Origin of the sequence: Luteimicrobium sp. NPDC057192, assembly GCF_042670205.1 — a bacterium.
GTDB lineage: Bacteria > Actinomycetota > Actinomycetes > Actinomycetales > Cellulomonadaceae > Luteimicrobium.
Map to the genome: position 1 here is coordinate 24,170 of NZ_JBHUWD010000038.1, position 17,265 is coordinate 41,434.

Sequence of the window (17,265 nt, forward strand, 5' to 3'; positions counted from 1 at the left end):
GACGCCGCGCTCCCGTGAGGCGTCAGGCCTCGAACGGCGCAGGGTCGCCCGCGCCGACGCGGACGACCTCGGGCGCGCCGGACGACAGGTCGACGACCGTGGTGGGCTCGGTGCCGCAGTCCCCGCCGTCGACGACGGCGTCGACCGCGTGGTCGAGCTCCTCCTTGATCTGCCAGCCGTCGGTGAGGGGCTCGTCGTGGCCGGGGAGCAGCAGCGTGGACGACACGATCGGCTCACCGAGCGCGCGCACGATCGCGAGCGCGACGGGGTTGTCGGGGATCCGCACCCCGACCGTGCGCTTCTTGGGGTGCGCGAGGCGGCGGGGCACCTCTCCCGTGGCCTTGAGGATGAAGGTGTACGGCCCCGGGGTGGCCGCCCGGATGGACCGGAACGCGGCGTTGTCGACGATGACGAACTGGCCGAGCTGGGAGAAGTCCGCGCACACGAGCGTGAAGTCGTGCCGGGCGTCGAGCTGGCGCAGCCGTCGGATCCGGTCCGGCCCGGTCCGGCTGCCGAGCCGGCACCCGAGCGCGTAGCAGGAGTCCGTGGGGTAGACCACGAGGTCGTCCTCGCGCACGAGCTGGGCGACCTGCTCGATCGAGCGTGGCTGCGGGTTGACGGGGTGGACGTCGAAGTAGCGCGCCATGCCTCCGAGCGTAGGACGGTCCCGCGCGCGGGGCCGGGAGGCGGGCGCGAGAGTGGGGAATAGTTGCCGCCCTCGCCCCGTTGAGGCGGTCGATACATGCAAACGCATGAACCAGACGGACCGAGGCAGCGGGAGCGCAGCATGCAGTACGGCATCTTCACGGTCAGCGACGTCACGACCGACCCGACGACCGGGCGCACCCCCGACGACACCGAGCGCGTGCGCAACATCCTCACCATCGCCCAGCACGCCGACGAGGCCGGGCTCGACGTCTTCGCGACCGGCGAGCACCACAACCCGCCGTTCGTCGCGTCCTCCCCCACCACGATGCTCGGCTACCTCGCGGGCGTGACCAAGAACATCACGCTCTCGACCGCCACGACCCTCATCACGACCAACGACCCGGTCCGCATCGCCGAGGAGTACGCGATGCTCCAGGTGATCTCCGACGGCCGCATGGACCTCATGATGGGCCGCGGCAACACCGGCCCCGTCTACCCGTGGTTCGGCCAGGACATCCGTCAGGGCATCAACCTCGCGATCGAGAACTACGCGCTGGTCCGTCGCCTCTGGAGCGAGGACGTCGTCGACTGGGAGGGCAAGTTCCGCACGCCGCTCCAGGGCTTCACGTCCACCCCGCGCCCGCTCGACGGCGTCCCCCCGTTCGTCTGGCACGGCTCGATCCGCTCCCCCGAGATCGCCGAGCAGGCCGCCTACTACGGCGACGGGTTCCTGCACAACAACATCTTCTGGCCCATGGAGCACACCAAGCAGATGGTGGCCTTCTACCGTCAGCGCTTCGAGCACTACGGGCACGGGCGCGCCGACCAGGCGATCGTCGGGCTCGGCGGGCAGGTCTTCGTCCGCAAGGACTCGCAGAAGGCCTGGGACGAGTTCCGGCCGTACTTCGACAACGCGCCCGTCTACGGGCACGGGCCCTCGATGGAGGACTTCACGCGCGAGACCCCGCTGACGGTCGGCAGCCCGCAGCAGGTCATCGACCGGTACGCGGCGTTCCGCGAGGACGTCGGCGACTACCAGCGCCAGCTGTTCCTCGTCGACCACGCCGGCCTGCCGCTCAAGACCGTGCTCGAGCAGATCGACATCCTCGCCGAGGACATCGTCCCGGTGCTGCGTGCCGAGGCCGACAAGCACCGCCCCGAGGGCGTGCCGTCGAACCCGCCGTCCCACGCGGACCTCGTCGCCAAGGCGCAGGCCGCCGGCGAGGCGACCGGCCTGCACGTCGTCGGCGAGGACCGCTGGACCGGTCGCCGCGCCGAGGACGACGCCACCGAGACCGCCGACGCGGTGACCCGATGACCGGCGCCACCACCACCGGTGGGACACTTGACATGGTCAACCGACCCGGCCCCCACCCCCTCACCCGGAGGAGCATCGTGAACCTGCCCGAGCCCGCGAACCAGGACGACACGCGTCGCGTCGTCCTCGTCTCCGCCGGCCTGAGCCAGCCGTCGTCGACCCGGCTGCTGGGCGACCGCCTCGCCGAGGCGACCGTCGCGGCGCTCGCCGAGCAGGGGGTCCGGGCGACGGTGGAGACGGTCGAGCTGCGCGACCACGCGCACGCGATCATGGACACGATGCTCACCGGGTTCGCGTCCGGGGACCTCGCGCACGTCATCGAGCAGGTCACGCACGCGGACGCGCTCGTCCTCGTCACTCCGCTGTTCACCACGACGTACTCGGGCCTGTTCAAGTCGTTCGTCGACATCCTGGACAAGGACTCGCTCGTCGGGATGCCAGTGCTGCTCGGGGCCACGGGCGGGACGCCGCGGCACTCGCTCGCCCTCGAGTACGGGCTCCGCCCGCTGTTCACCTACCTCCGGGCCGACGTCGCCACGACGACCGTGTTCGCCGCGACCGACGACTGGGCCGAGGCCGGCGGCAGCGCGGGCACGCTGCCGGAGCGCGTCCGACGGGCGGGCGGCGAGCTCGCCCGCACGGTCGCCTCGCGCGCCGCGCGGAAGCCGGCGTCGTCCGGGCAGGACGCGCCCTTCGCCGGCACCCCGTCGTTCGAGGACATGCTCGGCGGGCTCGCGGGCTGACACCGGAACCGGCCGGACTCTCGCGCTCGCGGCCCGGACGACGCAGACTGGAGGCCGGACCGGGCCGGGTGCGCGCGCACCCGGCCGACCGGTCGCCCCCAGCCCTCGGAGGACCCACCGCGTGAGCACGCCCACCGTCACCACCGCGCCCGCCCTCGCCCCGTCGCGCACCGCACCCGACACCGCCACCACGGGCACGGGTGACCGGTCCCCGCGGGGCGAGCGGGCCCGGCCCGTGCTGCTGACCGTCGACGACGACCCGGGCGTCTCCCGGGCCGTCGCGCGCGACCTGCGCCGTCGGTACGGCGAGACCTACCGCGTGGTGCGGGCCGAGTCGGGCGAGCAGGCGCTCGACGCGCTGCGCGAGATCAAGCTGCGCGGCGAGACGGTCGCGGTCCTCGTCGCGGACCACCGCATGCCCGGCATGAGCGGCATCGAGTTCCTCGAGCAGGCGATGGACCTGTTCCCCGCCGCCCGGCGGATCCTGCTCACCGCCTACGCGGACACGGACGCCGCCATCCAGGCGGTCAACGTCGTCGACCTCGACCACTACCTCCTCAAGCCCTGGGACCCGCCGGAGGAGAAGCTCTACCCGGTGCTCGACGCGCAGCTCGAGGCGTGGTCGCGGCGCGCGCCCCAGCCCGTCGCCGAGACGAAGGTCGTCGGGCACCGCTGGCACGCGCGGTCCTCCGAGGTCCGCGAGCTCCTGGCCCGCAACGCGGTCCCCTACCGGTGGTTCGCTGTCGACTCGCCCGAGGGCGACCGGCTGCTGTCCGCCGCGGCCGGACGCCTCGGCACGACGTTCCCCGACCCACCCCCGCTCCCCGTGGTCGTCACGCCCGACGGCGGCGTCCTCGTCGCGCCCGACGACCCCGAGCTCGCGGAGCGGGTCGGGCTGGTCACGCGGCCGTCGTCGGACTTCTACGATCTCGTCGTGGTGGGAGGCGGGCCTGCCGGACTGTCGGCGGCGCTCTACGGCGCGTCCGAAGGCCTGCGGACGGCCCTCGTCGAACGGACCGCCACCGGTGGCCAGGCCGGCCAGTCGTCCCGGATCGAGAACTACCTCGGCTTCCCCGACGGCGTCTCCGGAAGCCAGCTCACCGAGCGCGCCCGGCGGCAGGCGCTCAAGTTCGGCGCGGAACTCGTCACGACGCGCGAGGTCGTCGGCCTCGACGTCGACGGTTCCGCGCACACCGTGCGGCTCACCGGCGGGCAGAGCCTCGACGCCCAGACGGTCATCCTCGCGAGCGGCGTGTCCTACCGGATGCTCGGCGGCCCCGGGCTCGCCGACCTCGTCGGGCGCGGCGTGTACTACGGCTCGGTGCTCACCGAGGCGCCGTCGTGCGCGGGCGAGCAGGTGCTCGTCGTGGGCGGGGCGAACTCCGCCGGCCAGGCCGCGGTGTTCCTCGCGCGCGACGCCGCCCGCGTGACGCTCGTCGTGCGCGGAGCCTCGCTCGAGCAGGGCATGTCGAGCTACCTCGTCGAGCAGGTGCGCGCCCACCCACGGATCGACGTCCGCCTCGGCACCGAGGTCGTCGAGGCGACCGGCGAGGACCACCTCGAGGGCGTGGTGCTGCGCGAGATCGCGACGGGGGAACAGGCGCCGGTCGAGACGGGGTGGCTGTTCGTCTTCATCGGGGCCGCGCCGCGCACCGACTGGCTCGACGGCGTCGTGGTCCGCGACGCGCACGGCTTCGTCGTCGCCGGGCCGGACCTCCTGCAGGACGGCGCCGCGCCCGCGGGCTGGACCCTCGACCGTCCGCCGTACCACCTCGAGACGAGCGTGCCGGGCATCTTCGCGGCCGGCGACGTGCGCTCCGAGTCGGCCAAGCGGGTGGCGTCCGCGGTCGGCGAGGGCGCGATGGCCGTCATGCTCGTCCACCGCTACCTCGACCAGCGCTGACCCACGGAGGCGACATGACCGACGAGCAGACCCGCACCGGCCTCGGGACGCGCGGCGCCGGACCGTGCGTCGTCGGGCCGGACCTGCCGTGCGACATCGACGAGCTGCGCACCCTGTTCCTGTTCGAGAAGCTCGACGACGACCAGCTCGTGTGGCTGTGCGAGCACGGCGCCGTCCAGCAGGTCGGGCCGGGGATGCTCCTCACCGAGGGCGACCCGGCGCGCTGCCTGTTCGTGCTGATCGACGGCGAGGTCGCGGTCTACCGCCGGGTGGGCGACGACGACGTCGAGGTGAGCCGGACCGACCAGCGCGGCGTCTACGCGGGCGCCTGGAACGCCTACCTGGGTGAGCGCGTCGCCCAGACGTACCCGCACTCGCTGCGCGTGCTGCGCCCGTCACGCTTCTACGTGCTGTCGGCGGACGACTTCCGCGAGCTCATGACGTCGTGGTTCCCCATGGCGGTCCACCTGCTGGAGGGCCTGTTCTTCGGGCAGAAGAACACCGAGCGTGCCGTCGGGCAGCGCGAGCGGCTGCTCGCGCTCGGGTCGCTGTCCGCGGGGCTGACGCACGAGCTCAACAACCCGGCTGCCGCCGCGTCGCGCGCCACGGCGACGCTGCGCGAACGGGTGGCCGGGATGCGGCACAAGCTCTCGTTCATCGCCGCAGGCCCGTACGACCGCACGAGCATCGCGACGCTCATCCAGCTGCAGGAGGAGGCCGTCCAGCACCTGCACGACGCCGCGGCCGAAGGGACCGCGCCGAGCCCCCTCGAGGCCTCGGACCTCGAGGACGCGCTCGTCGACTGGTTCGACGACCACGGACTCCGAGCCGGGTGGGATCTCGCGCCGGCGTTCGTGCAGGCGGGCATCGACGGGCCCTGGCTCGACAAGGTCGCGGCGCTCGTCGCGCCCGACGCGCTCGACGGCGCGGTCCGCTGGATCGGGTACACGATCGAGACCGAGCAGCTCATGGGCGAGATCGAGGACGCCACGACCCGGATCGCGACGCTCGTCGGCGCCGCGAAGCAGTACTCGCAGATCGGGCGGGCGCCCGAGGGGCGCGCGGACCTGCACGAGCTCCTCGACTCGACGCTCGTCATGCTCGACCACGCCCTCGGGGCCGGGATCGAGGTCGTGCGGCACTACGACCGGACGCTACCGACCGTGCCGGTCTACGCGGCCGAGCTCAACCAGGTCTGGACCAACATCATCGACAACGCGGCGCAGGCCATGGGCGGGCGCGACGGGTCCGGGACGCTCACGGTCACCACGCGGCGCGCCCCCGACGCCCCCGACGACGCCGTCGAGGTCGAGATCGCCGACTCCGGGCCGGGGATCCCCGCCGACGTGCTCCCCCGCATCTTCGAGCCGTTCTTCACGACCAAGCCGGTGGGCTCCGGGACGGGGCTCGGGCTCGACATCGCGTGGCGGATCGTCGTGAACAAGCACCACGGCGACCTGCGGGTGACGTCCGAACCGGGCGACACCCGGTTCGTCGTCCGGCTCCCGCTCAGCGACCCGGACCCGGCCTGACCGCGAGGTACCCCGGATGCCGGTCTACCTCGCGAGGTATGCGGGATGCCGGTCTACCTCGCGGTCAGAGGTCGCGGACCGGGGCGACGGCGGGGGCGACGGCGTCGCGCACCCATGCGGCGAGGGACGTGGCCGGCGGCCGCAGGATGACCGTGTCCACGCCGAGCGCAGCGAACCCGCGCATCTCGTCGACGAACCCGTCCACGTCCCCGGCGAGCAGCTTGTCGCCGCCGTGGAGCGTCGTCACCCGGATCTCGGCGGGGTCGCGGCCGACGTCGTCGCAGTGGCGGTGCAGCACGTCGAGCAGGTGCTGGAGGGTCGCGGTGTCGGCGGCGAACAGGTTGCAGGCGTCCGCGTGCTTCGCGACGAGACGCAGCGTGACCTTCTCCCCCGACCCGCCGATCATGATCTCGGGCTTGCTGAGCGGCTGCGGGGAGCACAGCGTCTCGCCGAGCTGGTAGTGCTCGCCGTCGAACGGGCCGTCGTTCGCGGGGTCGTACATCTGACGCGCGATGAGCACCGCCTCCTCCAGGCGCTGGAAGCGCTCCTTGAGGGGCGGGAACGGCACGCCGAGCGCGGCGTGCTCCTCCTCGTACCAGGCGGCCCCGATGCCGAGCGTCGCGCGGCCGCCGGCGAGGACGTCGAGCGTCGCGACGGTCTTGGCGAGGAGGGCCGGGTAGCGGTAGGTCACGCCCGTGACGAGCGCGCCGAGCTGGACCGTCTCGGTGCGCCCGGCAAGGAACCCGAGGGTCGTGTACGCCTCGAGCATCGGGTCCGACGCCGGGAAGCCGGCGCGGACCATCTGGAACCAGTGGTCCATGACGGAGAGCCAGCCGAGGCCGGCCTCCTCGGCGGCGTCCGCCGTGTCGACGAGCTCCTGCCGGAGCGCGGAGGAAGGGACCGAGTCGAACCGCATGAGGTGAGCACCGAGTCGCATGCCCAGCATGCTTCACCTTCGAGCGCGCTCGAAGTCAAGGGGTCAGTCGGACGCGGGCACCTTGATCCGGACGCCGGCGAGCACGAGGACGACGGCCGCGAGCACCTGGACGACCCCCCACCACGTGCCGTGGAAGTCGAAGTCGACCACCGGGTTCCAGAGCACCGCGATCGCGGCGAGCGGGACGACCCAGACGAACGCCTTCGCCTGGACGGCGAACACGATCATGATGAGCGCGAGGATCGCGACGACGTAGCGGACGACGGTGAACCCGCTCGACGACTCCGCGAAGGCCGTCCCGACGAGCGCCGCGATCCCCCCGAGCACGCCGGGCACGAATGCGGACCGCAGGGTGCCGTCGTCCCCGTACCGGTCGGCGGGCCGGCCACCGGGACGGTTCCCGGGTGCGGGGCTGGACGGGCGGCGGGGCGGGTTCGGGCTCACGCCCCGAGCCTAGCCAGCCGGCGACGACCTCCCGACCCGGTACCGGCCGGTGCGTGCGCCGTAGGATGCCGGGATGCCTCGCGACCTCGCCGCCTCCCGCGCCTCGTCGGGGCGGGTGGCCCACGTGTACCTGCTCGTCACGGTGCTCGTGGTCGCGGCGAACCTGCGCGGGGCGATCACGGCGGTCGGACCCGTCATCGACGACCTGGGCGACGACCAGGGCCTCTCCGCGGGGGCGCTCGGCCTGCTGGGCGCCGTGCCGCTCCTCACGTTCGCTGTCGTGTCCCCGCTCGTCCACGCGTTCGCGCGGCGCCTCGGCACCGAGCCCGCGGTCGGGGTCGCCCTGTGGGTGCTGACCGCCGGGACCGCCCTCCGCTCGGTCGTCGCGATCCCGGGCTCCCTCTGGGCGGGCACGGTGCTGCTCGCCGCGGCGATCGCCGTCGGGAACGTGCTGGTCCCCGCGCTCGTGAAGCGCGACTTCCCCGAGCACGTGCCCACGGTGACGGGCGTCTACTCGGCCGTCATGAGCGGCTTCGCGGCGATCGCGTCGGGGATCGCGGTGCCCCTCGCGGCGGTCGGGGGCTGGCAGCTCGCGCTGGGCGCGTGGGCGGGGCTCGCGCTGCTCGGTGCGCTCCTGTGGCTCCCCCGCAGCCGGGCGCACACGCCCCCGCCCGACGACGACCCGCAGCCCCTCGGAGTCGCCCCGTGGTCCAGCGCGACCGCGTGGCAGGTCGCGCTCTACATGGGCCTGCAGTCGAGCGGCTACTACCTGCTGGTCAACTGGCTGCCCCAGATCGAGCACGACCGGTCGGGCACGACGCACTCGGCCGCGGGCTGGCTCCTGTTCGCGATGCAGATCGTCGGGATCATGGCGGGACTCGTGATCGGGCCGATCCTGCGCCGCCAGCACGACCAGCGCCTCGCGGCGGCGGGGGTCTCCGCGCTCATGGTGGTCGCGGCGGTGGGGCTGATCCTCGCGCCCGGGGCGCACGTGGTCTGGGTCCTGCTGGCGGGTATCAGCTCGGGCTCGTCCCTCGTGGTCGCGCTGTCGCTGTTCGCGGCCCGCACGCGCACGGCCCACGACGCCGGGCGCCTGTCGGGCATGGCGCAGGGCGTCGGCTATCTCATCGCCGCGGGCGGGCCGACCGTCGCAGGGCTGCTCCACGACGCGACGGGTGCGTGGGCGGCGACGCTCGCGCTCGTGGCGTGCGTCGCGTCCCTCCAGCTCGTCGTCGGGCTGCTCGCGGGGCGCAACCGCTACGTCGGCGAGCCGGCCCCGGTGTCCTCGCCCGCGTAGCGCTCCGCGAGCTCGCGCCCGATCCGGGCCAGCTCCGCCCGAACCTCGGCCGGCTCCTCGACGTCAACGAGCGCTCCCCAGCCTGCGAGGTGGCGGGCGAGGTCGAGCGGGGTCGGGTCGGCCACCCGGACGCGTGCCCGCCCGTCGGGGGCGTCGTCCAGCGCGCTCACGTGGCGGCCGAACTGGGTGCGGAGCACCGGCAGGTACCGGTGCTCGACGACGAGAGTCGCCCAGGTCCGCGAGCGGCGCTCCTCGACCTCGGCAACGACGACCGCCCACTCGCCGGCGACGTCGAGGTCCGGCGGGCGCTCGAACGTCCCTCCCGTCGGTGCCGCCTCCAGGACCCGGTCGAGGCGGAAGGTCCGGCGGCCGCGGGCCGTGCCCGCGACGAGGTAGCCGACGCCGTCCTTGTCGACGATGCCCCACGGCTCGACGGTCCGCTCGGACCGCACGCCCGCGTGGTCCGCGTACACGAGACGGAGCCGCTCCCGGCCGACGACGGCCCGCCGCACGGCCTCGAGGCTCGGCGGCTCGTCGGCGACGGGGGGCGAGCCCCATGCGAGCGGGTCGACGGCGACCGCGTCCGCTGCGGCCTCGGCGTGCGCCCGGAACGTCCGGGGCAGCGCCTGCAGGATCTTGCGCAGGGCGCTGCGGGCGGCGTCGTGGGAGCCGCTCCCCCGGGTAACGGGGCCGAGGAGGAGGAAGAGCGCCCGGGTCTCGTCGGCCGTGAGGCCGGTGAGGTCGGTCCGTGACCCGCCCACGAGCTCCCAGCCGCCGCCACGGCCCGGCTGGGGGTAGACGGGCACCCCCGCGGACGACAGCGCCTCGAGGTCCCGGCGCGTCGTGGCGACGGACACCTCGAGCTCCGCGGCGACCTCGCGCGCCGTGGCACGGCCGCGCGCCTGCAGGACCAGCAGGGTGGCGACGAGCCGGTCCGCGCGCATCGCTCCAGCCTGGCAGAGAAAGTGCTCAGTTGGTGAGCACTTTCGCCGCCAGGATGGATCTCGAAGCACCGCACCACCACCGACGACGGAAGGCACGACCATGCTGCGAGGGCTCACGACCATCACCTACACCGCCGACGACGTCGCGGCCGCGCGCGACTGGTACGCGTCCCTGCTCGGCCAGGACGCCTACTTCGCCCAGCCGGCCGAGGACACGCCCGCGTACGTCGAGTTCCGCGTCGGCGTCGACGAGGACGAGCTCGGGATCATGGACCGCCGGTTCGCCGCCCCGGTCGCGCGGGACGCCGCAGCGGGTGCGGGCGCGACCGTCTACTGGGCCGTCGACGACGTCGAGGCGACCCTGGCGCGCCTCGCCGAGCTCGGCGCCACGCCGCACGAGCCGCGGACCGAGCGCGGGCCGGGGTTCGTCACGGCGTCCGTCGTCGACCCGTTCGGCAACGTGCTCGGCGTGATGGAGAACCGCCACTTCGACGAGCTCGCATCCGGCCGGCGCGCCTGACCGCCTGTCACGCGACGCCCGGCGCGGCCGCCTCCAGCTCGTCGACCGTGCCCGCCATGAGGGTCCGGACGTGCGCCGTGACGTGCTCCGCCGGCCAGTCCCACCAGGCGAGCGCCAGGAGGCGGGCGACATCCGGGTCGGAGAACCGGCGCCGGACGAGCCGTGCCGGGTTGCCCGCGACGATCCCGTAGTCGGGCACGTCGCGCGTGACCACCGCGCCGGCGCCCACGACCGCGCCGTGCCCGATCCGGACGCCGGGCAGCACCGTCGCGCCGTTGCCGAGCCAGACGTCGTTGCCGACCACCGTGTCGCCCCTGCTCGGCAGGCCGGCGAGGAGGTCGAGGTGCTCGGCCCACGAGCCGCCCATCGTCGGGAACGGGAACGTCGAGGGGCCGTCGAGCCGGTGGTTGGCACCGTTCATGAGGAAGCGCACGCCCGTTCCGAGCGCGCAGTACCGGCCGATGACGAGCCTCTCCGGCCCGTAGTGGTAGAGGACGTTGCGCGTTTCGAAGGCGGTCGGGTCGTCGGGGTCGTCGTAGTACGTGTACTCCCCCACCTCGATCAGCGGCGACGTCACGAGCGGCTTGAGCAGCACCACCCGGGGCTGGCCGGGCATCGGGTGCAGGACGGTCGGGTCGGCGGGCTGGCTCATCGGGATGGGGTCACCTCGTGGGTCGGACGCATCGGGTCGGTTGGGTGTCCTGGCGTCATCGCCGGCGCGCGTCCGCGAGCAGCGCGGCGATCCGGTCCCGCGTCGGCGAGCCGTCCGCAGCGAGGTAGACGACGACGTGCACGTCGGGCAGGTCGGCGGGCACGAGCTCGTGGTGCTCGAACACGAGCTCGCCCGCGACCGGGTGGGTGAACCGGCGCTCGCGGGACGCGAACCGCTCGACCCGGTGGTCGGCCCACGCGCGCGCGAAGTCCTCGCTCTCGGCTCGCAGCCGCCCGACGAGCGCCACGTGCTCGGGCAGCGCGAGCCGCGGCCCGGCCTGGGCCCGGTACTCGGCGAGGAAGCGCCGGCTCGTGGTCTCCCAGTCGGGCAGCAGGGCACGGTCCTCGGGGTCGGTGAAGATCACGAGCAGGAGGTTGCGGTCCTCGGGGGCCATCGCGGCGACGTTCGGGTAGAGCACCTCGTACGCGCGGTTCCACCCGACGATCGCCCAGTCGGGGGCGAGGGCGAACGCGGGCGACGGAGCCTGGGCGTCGAGGAACCGCTGCAGGTGGGCGGGGATCTCCTGGGGCGCCGTCGGCGCGGCGGCCGGTGCCGGCGCGTAGCCCGCGAGCGAGAGCACGTACTCGTGCTCGGCGGCCGACAGGCGCATGGTGACGGCGAGCGCGTCGAGGACCTGGCGCGAGGGGTTGATGTCGCGGCCCTGCTCGAGCCACGTGTACCAGGTGATGCTCACCCCGGCGCGGGCGGCGACCTCCTCGCGACGCAGCCCGGTCGTCCGCCCGCGGGTCACGGGCGGCAGGTCGAGCTCGGCGCGGTCGAGCTGCTCGCGCCGGGCGCGGAGGAACGCGCCGAGCTCCTTGCGCCGCTCGGTGTCCCCGCTCATGCGCCCTCCCCGTCCACGCCCGGAAGCCTAGCCCGACGCTAGTACTCCCACTACTAGCACCAGCGCCGTCTTCCGGTTCCCGGGGCGCTCGTGAGGAAATGTGGCATGCCCTCGCTCCGTTCTCGCACCGTCACCCATGGCCGCAACATGGCCGGCGCCCGCGCACTGATGCGCGCGTCCGGCGTCGCCTCGAGCGACATCGGCAAGCCGATCGTCGCGGTCGCCAACTCCTTCACCGAGTTCGTGCCCGGCCACACCCACCTGCAGCCCGTCGGACGCATCGTCTCCGAGGCCATCTCGGCCGCGGGCGCGATCCCCCGCGAGTTCAACACGATCGCCGTCGACGACGGCATCGCGATGGGCCACGGCGGCATGCTCTACTCGCTGCCGAGCCGCGACCTCATCGCCGACTCGGTCGAGTACATGGTCAACGCGCACTGCGCCGACGCGCTGGTGTGCATCTCGAACTGCGACAAGATCACGCCCGGCATGCTCATGGCGGCGCTGCGTCTCAACATCCCGACGGTGTTCGTCTCGGGCGGCCCCATGGAGGCCGGGCGGGCGACGCTCGTCGACGGCACCGTGCGCAAGCTCGACCTCATCGACGCGATGACCAACGCCGTGTCGGACGCCGTCTCGGACGCCGACATGCTGCGCATCGAGGAGAACGCCTGCCCCACCTGCGGGTCGTGCTCGGGCATGTTCACCGCGAACTCGATGAACTGCCTGACCGAGGCCATCGGCCTCTCGCTGCCGGGCAACGGGTCCGTCCTCGCGACGCACACCGCGCGTCGTGCCCTGTACGAGGAGGCGGGGCGGACCGTCGTCGAGATCGCGAAGCGCTACTACGAGGACGACGACGACTCCGTCCTCCCCCGCTCCGTCGCCACCCCCGCGGCGTTCGGCAACGCGATGGCGCTCGACATCGCGATGGGCGGCTCCACGAACACGATCCTGCACCTGCTCGCCGCGGCCCAGGAGGCCGAGGTCGACTTCGGCCTGACCGACATGGACGCGCTCTCGCGCCGCGTGCCGTGCCTCGCGAAGGTCGCCCCGAACGTCGCCCCGCAGGGCACGTACTACATGGAGGACGTGCACCGCGCGGGCGGCATCCCCGCGATCCTCGGCGAGCTGTACCGCGGCGGCCTGCTCGACGACGACGTCCACGCCGTGCACTCCGGCTCGATCAAGGAGTGGCTGGCCGACTGGGACGTGCGCGGCGGGTCCGCCACGGACACCGCGCTCGAGCTGTGGCACGCGGCCCCCGGCGGCCAGCGCTCGGCGACGGCGTTCTCGCAGTCCGAGCGGTGGGAATCGCTCGACACCGACGCGGCGACCGGCTGCATCCGCGACGTCGCGCACGCCTACTCGAAGGACGGCGGCCTGGCCGTGCTGCGCGGCAACATCGCGGTCGACGGCGCCGTCGTGAAGACCGCGGGCGTGGACGAGTCGATCTGGACCTTCGAGGGCCCGGCCGTGGTCTGCGAGTCGCAGGAGGAGGCCGTCGAGAAGATCCTCGCCAAGCAGGTCAAGGCCGGCGACGTCGTCGTCATCCGCTACGAGGGCCCCAAGGGCGGCCCCGGCATGCAGGAGATGCTCTACCCGACGTCGTTCCTCAAGGGCCGCGGGCTCGGCAAGGTCTGTGCGCTCGTCACCGACGGCCGGTTCTCGGGCGGGACGTCGGGCCTCTCGATCGGGCACGTGTCCCCCGAGGCGGCGTCCGGCGGGACCATCGCTCTCGTCGAGGACGGCGACCTGATCCGCATCGACATCCCGACCCGCGCCCTCGAGCTGCTCGTGCCCGACGACGTCCTCGCCGCCCGGCGGGAGGCCCTCGGCGGGCGCTACGCCCCCAAGGACCGGGTGCGTCCCGTCTCGGCGGCGCTGCGCGCGTACGCCGCGCTCGCGACGTCGGCGGACAAGGGCGCGGTGCGCGACCTGTCGGTGCTCGAGAAGGTCGCCGCCGGCTCGAACCTCTGACGTGCGCCGCCGGGGGCGGCGCGGGACCATCGAGGGCAGCGGGCGCACCAGCGCCCGCTGCGCCGGCAACCGGTGTGCACACGTACCGGGACGGCGCTTCGCCCGCGGAGGTCGTCGTGGCGCCACCGGTCCCGCAGCAGGCACCGAGCCGGGCAGGAGCAGCCAGCGGTCTGGTGCTCCTGACCCTCGCCACGGGTCAGTTCCTCATGACGCTCGACAGCTCCGTCATGAACGTCTCCATCGCCCAGGTCGCCGAGGACGTCGGCACGACCGTCACCGGCGTCCAGACCGCGATCACCCTTTACACGCTCGTGATGGCGACCCTCATGGTCACCGGCGGCAAGGTCGGCAGCATGATCGGCCGGCGCCGCGCGTTCGCGATCGGGTGCGTCGTCTACGCGTGCGGCTCCCTGACCACCGCCGTCGCCCCCGACCTCGTCGTCCTCATCCTCGGGTGGTCCGTCCTCGAAGGCGTCGGCGCGGCGCTCATCATGCCCGCGATCGTCGCCCTCGTCGCCTCCAACTTCCCAGCCGCCGGGCGCCCCCGCGCCTACGGACTCGTCGCGTCGGCCGGCGCCATCGCCGTCGCCGTCGGACCGCTCGTCGGCGGCGCCATGACCACCTACCTGTCCTGGCGTCTCGTGTTCGTCGGCGAGGTCGTCGTCGTCGCGGTCATCCTCGTCCTCGCCCGCCGGATCACCGACGTCCCCGCCACCGCCGGACAGCGCCTCGACGCCGTCGGCGCCCTCCTGTCCGCGCTCGGGCTCGGGCTCGCCGTCTTCGGCGTCCTGCGCGCCGGAGAATGGGGCTGGGTGCTGCCCCGGCCCGAGGCCCCCGCCCTCGTCGGTCTCTCGCTCACCGTCTGGTTCGTGCTCGCCGGGCTCGTCGTCGTCCGGCTCTTCCTCACCTGGGAGGACCACGTCCTCGCCCGCGGCCGCGAACCCCTCGTCCGCACGTCCCTGCTCCACAACCGCCAGCTCGTCGGCGGCCTCACGATGTTCCTCTTCCAGTTCCTCGTCCAGGCCGGCGTCTTCTTCACGGTGCCGCTTTACCTCTCGGTCGCGCTCGGTCTCAGCGCGGTCGACACGGGCGTGCGGCTCCTGCCCCTGTCCCTCACCCTCCTGCTCGCGGCCGTCGGCGTCCCCCGCTTCCGCCCGCACGCCTCCCCGCGCCGCGTCGTCACCGTCGGGCTCACCGCCCTCCTGATCGGCATCGTGTCCCTGGTCGCCGCCCTCGAGGTCGGCGCCGGGGCCGGGATCGTCACCGTGCCCCTCCTCCTCGCCGGCCTCGGCGTCGGCGCCCTCGCCTCCCAGCTCGGCGCCGTCACCGTCTCCGCCGTCCCCGACGAGGCGAGCTCCGAGGTCGGCGGCCTGCAGAACACCGCCTCCAACCTCGGCGCCTCGCTCGGGACGGCGCTCGCGGGCTCGATCCTCATCGCAGGACTGACGGCGTCGTTCGTGTCCGGCATCGAGCACAACCCCGCGGTCCCCGACTCCGTGGCACAGACGGCTCAGGTCGAGCTGATCAGCGGCATCCCCTTCGTGTCCGACGCGGACCTCGGGGCCGCCCTCGCCGACGCCGGCACCCCCACGGACGTCGCGGCCGCCGTCGTGGAGGAGAACGAGGACGCCCGGATCGCCGCGCTGCGGCTCAGCCTCTCGGGCCTCGCCGTGGTGGCCGCCGCGGCGCTGTTCTTCACGCGTCGGCTGCCGACCGTGCCCGTCGGAGGGACGGTCGAGGACGGCACGGCGGCCGCGCGCGAGCCCGCCTAGGCCCGGGGCCAGGGTGCACCCCCGTGGGCGACCCTGGGGCGAGCGCGCCGGGATCCACGGGAGCGTGGCACCCATGAGACGACACCTCTTCGCCGTACTGGCGCTCGCCCTCCCCGCAGCAGCCGCGCTGGTCGCTCCCGCGGCGTCCGCGCACGTCGCTGCCGACCCCGGACCCACCCCTCCCCCTGCGGCCTGCGCACCGGTCCGACCCCATGCGCCGGCCGGGACGCGGGTCGAGACCGTCACAGCGGTCGCCCACGCGGGCGGGACGATCTCCTTCCCGACCGCCTACCCGCCCGTCGCGCCGATCGCCGACGTGCCCGCCTGGTGCGACGTGACCGTGACGGTGAGCCACCTCGGGGCGAACGACCACGTCAAGATCAAGGTCTCGCTGCCCCAGGACCGCTCGCTCTGGAGCGGGCGCTTCCAGGCCGCCGGCGGCAGCGCCTACCTCGCGGGCGACCTCACGGACCCCGCTCCGGCGCTCGTCCAGGCGGTCAAGGCCGGCTACGCGGCCGGTGCCACCGACGCGGGCGTCGGTCAGAGCCCGGTCGACGTGAGCGGCTGGGCGCTGACGCAGCGTGGCACGGTCGACACGGCGCTGCTGACGAACTTCTCGACGCGCTCCCTGCACGACCTCGCTGTCGTCGGGAAGGACGTCGCGAAGCAGTTCTACGGGCGCTCGGTCACGTACGCGTACTGGAACGGTTGCTCGACGGGCGGCCGGCAGGGCTACGCCGAGGCGCAGGCCCACCCGACGGACTTCCAGGGCGTCCTCGCCAACGCGCCCGCGATCAGCTGGGACCGGTTCGCGATCGCCACGCTCTGGTCGCAGGCGGTCTTCAACGAGGAGCACGTGCAGCCGAGCCCGTGCGAGCTGCAGGCGTTCACCGACGCCGCCGTCAAGGCGTGCGACACCCTCGACGGGCACAAGGACGGCGTGATCGACGACCCGTCGAAGTGCGACTGGGACGCTCGGCGCCTCGTCGGGACGAAGGTCGTGTGCGACGGGCACGAGCTCACCATCTCCCGGGCGACCGCGGACGCGGTCCGCAAGATCTGGGCGGGTCCGACCACGCCGTCGGGTCAGAGGCTCTGGTACGGCCCGAACAAGGGAGCGAGCCTGGACGCCCTGGCGGCCTCCGGGACTCCGTTCGTGGTCGCCGACCAGTGGGCCCGGTACTTCGTGACCGGCGACCCGTCGTTCGACACGACGAAGCTCACCTACGCCTCGTTCTACCGGCTCTTCGCGTCGTCGCAGCGTCAGTTCCACGACGTCATCGGCACCGACGACCCCGACCTGCGGGCCTTCGCACGATCCGGTGGCAAGCTGATCACCTGGCACGGGCAGGCCGACCAGCTCGTCCCGACGCAGGGCACGGTCGACTACAAGCAGCGCGTCGACCGGATGCTCGGAGCCAAGGACGTCGACACGTTCTACCGGGTGTTCCTCCTGCCGGGCGTCGACCACTGCGCGGGCGGCACCGATCCGACGAACGCGCTCGGCTCGCTGGTCCGCTGGGTCGAGCAGGGCAAGGCGCCCGCGACGCTGACCGCCACGACCACCCAGCCGGACGGCACGACGGTCACCCGTCACGTGCGGCCCCTCGCGACGACGCGCCACTGACGCGTCGCCCCTCACCGCGACGGCGGCGGGACCCGGAGACGGGG

At 73.6% G+C, this 17,265-nt stretch carries 15 protein-coding genes; 9 read left to right on the top strand and 6 right to left on the bottom strand.

What is annotated here, in order from left to right:
* Window positions 1-22: 22 nt before the first annotated feature.
* Entirely contained in the window at window positions 23-646 is a 624-nt protein-coding gene (locus ACFT5B_RS16385) for an L-threonylcarbamoyladenylate synthase (protein WP_386800157.1), read from the bottom strand.
* Window positions 647-787: 141 nt separating this feature from the next.
* On the opposite strand from ACFT5B_RS16385, the gene ACFT5B_RS16390 reads away from it, so the two are divergent.
* The 4 genes from ACFT5B_RS16390 to ACFT5B_RS16405 all read left to right on the top strand — a co-directional run bounded on the left by ACFT5B_RS16390 (window position 788) and on the right by ACFT5B_RS16405 (window position 6,144).
* Window positions 788-1,966 carry an LLM class flavin-dependent oxidoreductase gene (locus ACFT5B_RS16390; RefSeq protein WP_386800159.1) on the top strand — a complete coding sequence of 393 codons (1,179 nt, stop codon included), beginning with the start codon at window positions 788-790 and terminating at the stop codon, window positions 1,964-1,966.
* Window positions 1,967-2,043: 77 nt separating this feature from the next.
* Window positions 2,044-2,709, top strand: a complete 666-nt coding sequence (locus ACFT5B_RS16395; RefSeq protein ID WP_386800161.1) for an FMN reductase — start codon at window positions 2,044-2,046, stop codon at window positions 2,707-2,709.
* Window positions 2,710-2,830: 121 nt separating this feature from the next.
* On the top strand, window positions 2,831-4,612 hold the full coding sequence (locus ACFT5B_RS16400; RefSeq protein WP_386800163.1) for an FAD-dependent oxidoreductase: 1,782 nt from the start codon (window positions 2,831-2,833) through the stop codon (window positions 4,610-4,612).
* A 14-nt stretch (window positions 4,613-4,626) separates the two neighbouring features.
* Window positions 4,627-6,144 carry an ATP-binding protein gene (locus ACFT5B_RS16405; RefSeq protein ID WP_386800165.1) on the top strand — a complete coding sequence of 506 codons (1,518 nt, stop codon included), beginning with the start codon at window positions 4,627-4,629 and terminating at the stop codon, window positions 6,142-6,144.
* A 64-nt stretch (window positions 6,145-6,208) separates the two neighbouring features.
* Here the strand turns inward: ACFT5B_RS16405 and ACFT5B_RS16410 are convergent, their stop codons facing one another.
* Window positions 6,209-7,081, bottom strand: coding sequence for an LLM class F420-dependent oxidoreductase (locus ACFT5B_RS16410; protein ID WP_386800167.1), 873 nt, complete (start codon window positions 7,079-7,081; stop codon window positions 6,209-6,211).
* Between the two features lie 42 nt (window positions 7,082-7,123).
* Window positions 7,124-7,525, bottom strand: a complete 402-nt coding sequence (locus ACFT5B_RS16415) for a DUF6804 family protein (protein ID WP_386800169.1) — start codon at window positions 7,523-7,525, stop codon at window positions 7,124-7,126.
* Window positions 7,526-7,598: 73 nt separating this feature from the next.
* On the opposite strand from ACFT5B_RS16415, the gene ACFT5B_RS16420 reads away from it, so the two are divergent.
* Window positions 7,599-8,822 carry an MFS transporter gene (locus ACFT5B_RS16420; protein ID WP_386800171.1) on the top strand — a complete coding sequence of 408 codons (1,224 nt, stop codon included), beginning with the start codon at window positions 7,599-7,601 and terminating at the stop codon, window positions 8,820-8,822.
* On the opposite strand, the gene ACFT5B_RS16425 is transcribed toward ACFT5B_RS16420, so the two are convergent.
* On the bottom strand, window positions 8,783-9,766 hold the full coding sequence (locus ACFT5B_RS16425) for a helix-turn-helix transcriptional regulator (RefSeq protein ID WP_386800173.1): 984 nt from the start codon (window positions 9,764-9,766) through the stop codon (window positions 8,783-8,785). The two genes, ACFT5B_RS16420 and ACFT5B_RS16425, sit on opposite strands and share 40 nt — an antisense overlap.
* Window positions 9,767-9,866: 100 nt before the next feature.
* Here ACFT5B_RS16425 and ACFT5B_RS16430 point away from each other — a divergent pair, with 100 nt between their 5' ends.
* The gene (locus tag ACFT5B_RS16430) at window positions 9,867-10,286 is read left to right on the top strand and encodes a VOC family protein (protein WP_386800175.1); all 420 of its coding nucleotides are present in this window, start codon (window positions 9,867-9,869) and stop codon (window positions 10,284-10,286) included.
* A gap of 7 nt (window positions 10,287-10,293) precedes the next feature.
* Here the strand turns inward: ACFT5B_RS16430 and ACFT5B_RS16435 are convergent, their stop codons facing one another.
* Window positions 10,294-10,938, bottom strand: coding sequence for a CatB-related O-acetyltransferase (locus ACFT5B_RS16435; protein WP_386800177.1), 645 nt, complete (start codon window positions 10,936-10,938; stop codon window positions 10,294-10,296).
* Window positions 10,939-10,993: 55 nt separating this feature from the next.
* Window positions 10,994-11,842 carry a helix-turn-helix transcriptional regulator gene (locus tag ACFT5B_RS16440; RefSeq protein ID WP_386800179.1) on the bottom strand — a complete coding sequence of 283 codons (849 nt, stop codon included), beginning with the start codon at window positions 11,840-11,842 and terminating at the stop codon, window positions 10,994-10,996.
* A 105-nt stretch (window positions 11,843-11,947) separates the two neighbouring features.
* Here ACFT5B_RS16440 and ilvD point away from each other — a divergent pair, with 105 nt between their 5' ends.
* From ilvD to ACFT5B_RS16455, 3 genes are all read left to right on the top strand, one after another.
* Window positions 11,948-13,822 (top strand): dihydroxy-acid dehydratase, encoded by a 1,875-nt coding sequence (ilvD, locus tag ACFT5B_RS16445; protein ID WP_386800181.1) that lies wholly within the window; start codon window positions 11,948-11,950, stop codon window positions 13,820-13,822.
* A 116-nt stretch (window positions 13,823-13,938) separates the two neighbouring features.
* Window positions 13,939-15,594 carry an MFS transporter gene (locus ACFT5B_RS16450; protein WP_386800183.1) on the top strand — a complete coding sequence of 552 codons (1,656 nt, stop codon included), beginning with the start codon at window positions 13,939-13,941 and terminating at the stop codon, window positions 15,592-15,594.
* Window positions 15,595-15,667: 73 nt separating this feature from the next.
* On the top strand, window positions 15,668-17,221 hold the full coding sequence (locus tag ACFT5B_RS16455) for a tannase/feruloyl esterase family alpha/beta hydrolase (RefSeq protein ID WP_386800185.1): 1,554 nt from the start codon (window positions 15,668-15,670) through the stop codon (window positions 17,219-17,221).
* Window positions 17,222-17,265 lie beyond the last annotated feature (44 nt).

What these genes read in the sequence shown, in the direction of transcription:
- ACFT5B_RS16420 (WP_386800171.1), top strand. Translation starts at nt 7,599, where the DNA reads ATGCCTCGCGACCTCGCCGCCTCCCGCGCCTCGTCGGGGCGGGTGGCC.
- ilvD (WP_386800181.1), top strand. Translation starts at nt 11,948, where the DNA reads ATGCCCTCGCTCCGTTCTCGCACCGTCACCCATGGCCGCAACATGGCC.
- ACFT5B_RS16430 (WP_386800175.1), top strand. Translation starts at nt 9,867, where the DNA reads ATGCTGCGAGGGCTCACGACCATCACCTACACCGCCGACGACGTCGCG.
- ACFT5B_RS16425 (WP_386800173.1), bottom strand. Translation starts at nt 9,766, where the DNA reads ATGCGCGCGGACCGGCTCGTCGCCACCCTGCTGGTCCTGCAGGCGCGC.
- ACFT5B_RS16390 (WP_386800159.1), top strand. Translation starts at nt 788, where the DNA reads ATGCAGTACGGCATCTTCACGGTCAGCGACGTCACGACCGACCCGACG.
- ACFT5B_RS16410 (WP_386800167.1), bottom strand. Translation starts at nt 7,081, where the DNA reads ATGCGACTCGGTGCTCACCTCATGCGGTTCGACTCGGTCCCTTCCTCC.
- ACFT5B_RS16435 (WP_386800177.1), bottom strand. Translation starts at nt 10,938, where the DNA reads ATGAGCCAGCCCGCCGACCCGACCGTCCTGCACCCGATGCCCGGCCAG.
- ACFT5B_RS16385 (WP_386800157.1), bottom strand. Translation starts at nt 646, where the DNA reads ATGGCGCGCTACTTCGACGTCCACCCCGTCAACCCGCAGCCACGCTCG.
- ACFT5B_RS16455 (WP_386800185.1), top strand. Translation starts at nt 15,668, where the DNA reads ATGAGACGACACCTCTTCGCCGTACTGGCGCTCGCCCTCCCCGCAGCA.
- ACFT5B_RS16405 (WP_386800165.1), top strand. Translation starts at nt 4,627, where the DNA reads ATGACCGACGAGCAGACCCGCACCGGCCTCGGGACGCGCGGCGCCGGA.
- ACFT5B_RS16440 (WP_386800179.1), bottom strand. Translation starts at nt 11,842, where the DNA reads ATGAGCGGGGACACCGAGCGGCGCAAGGAGCTCGGCGCGTTCCTCCGC.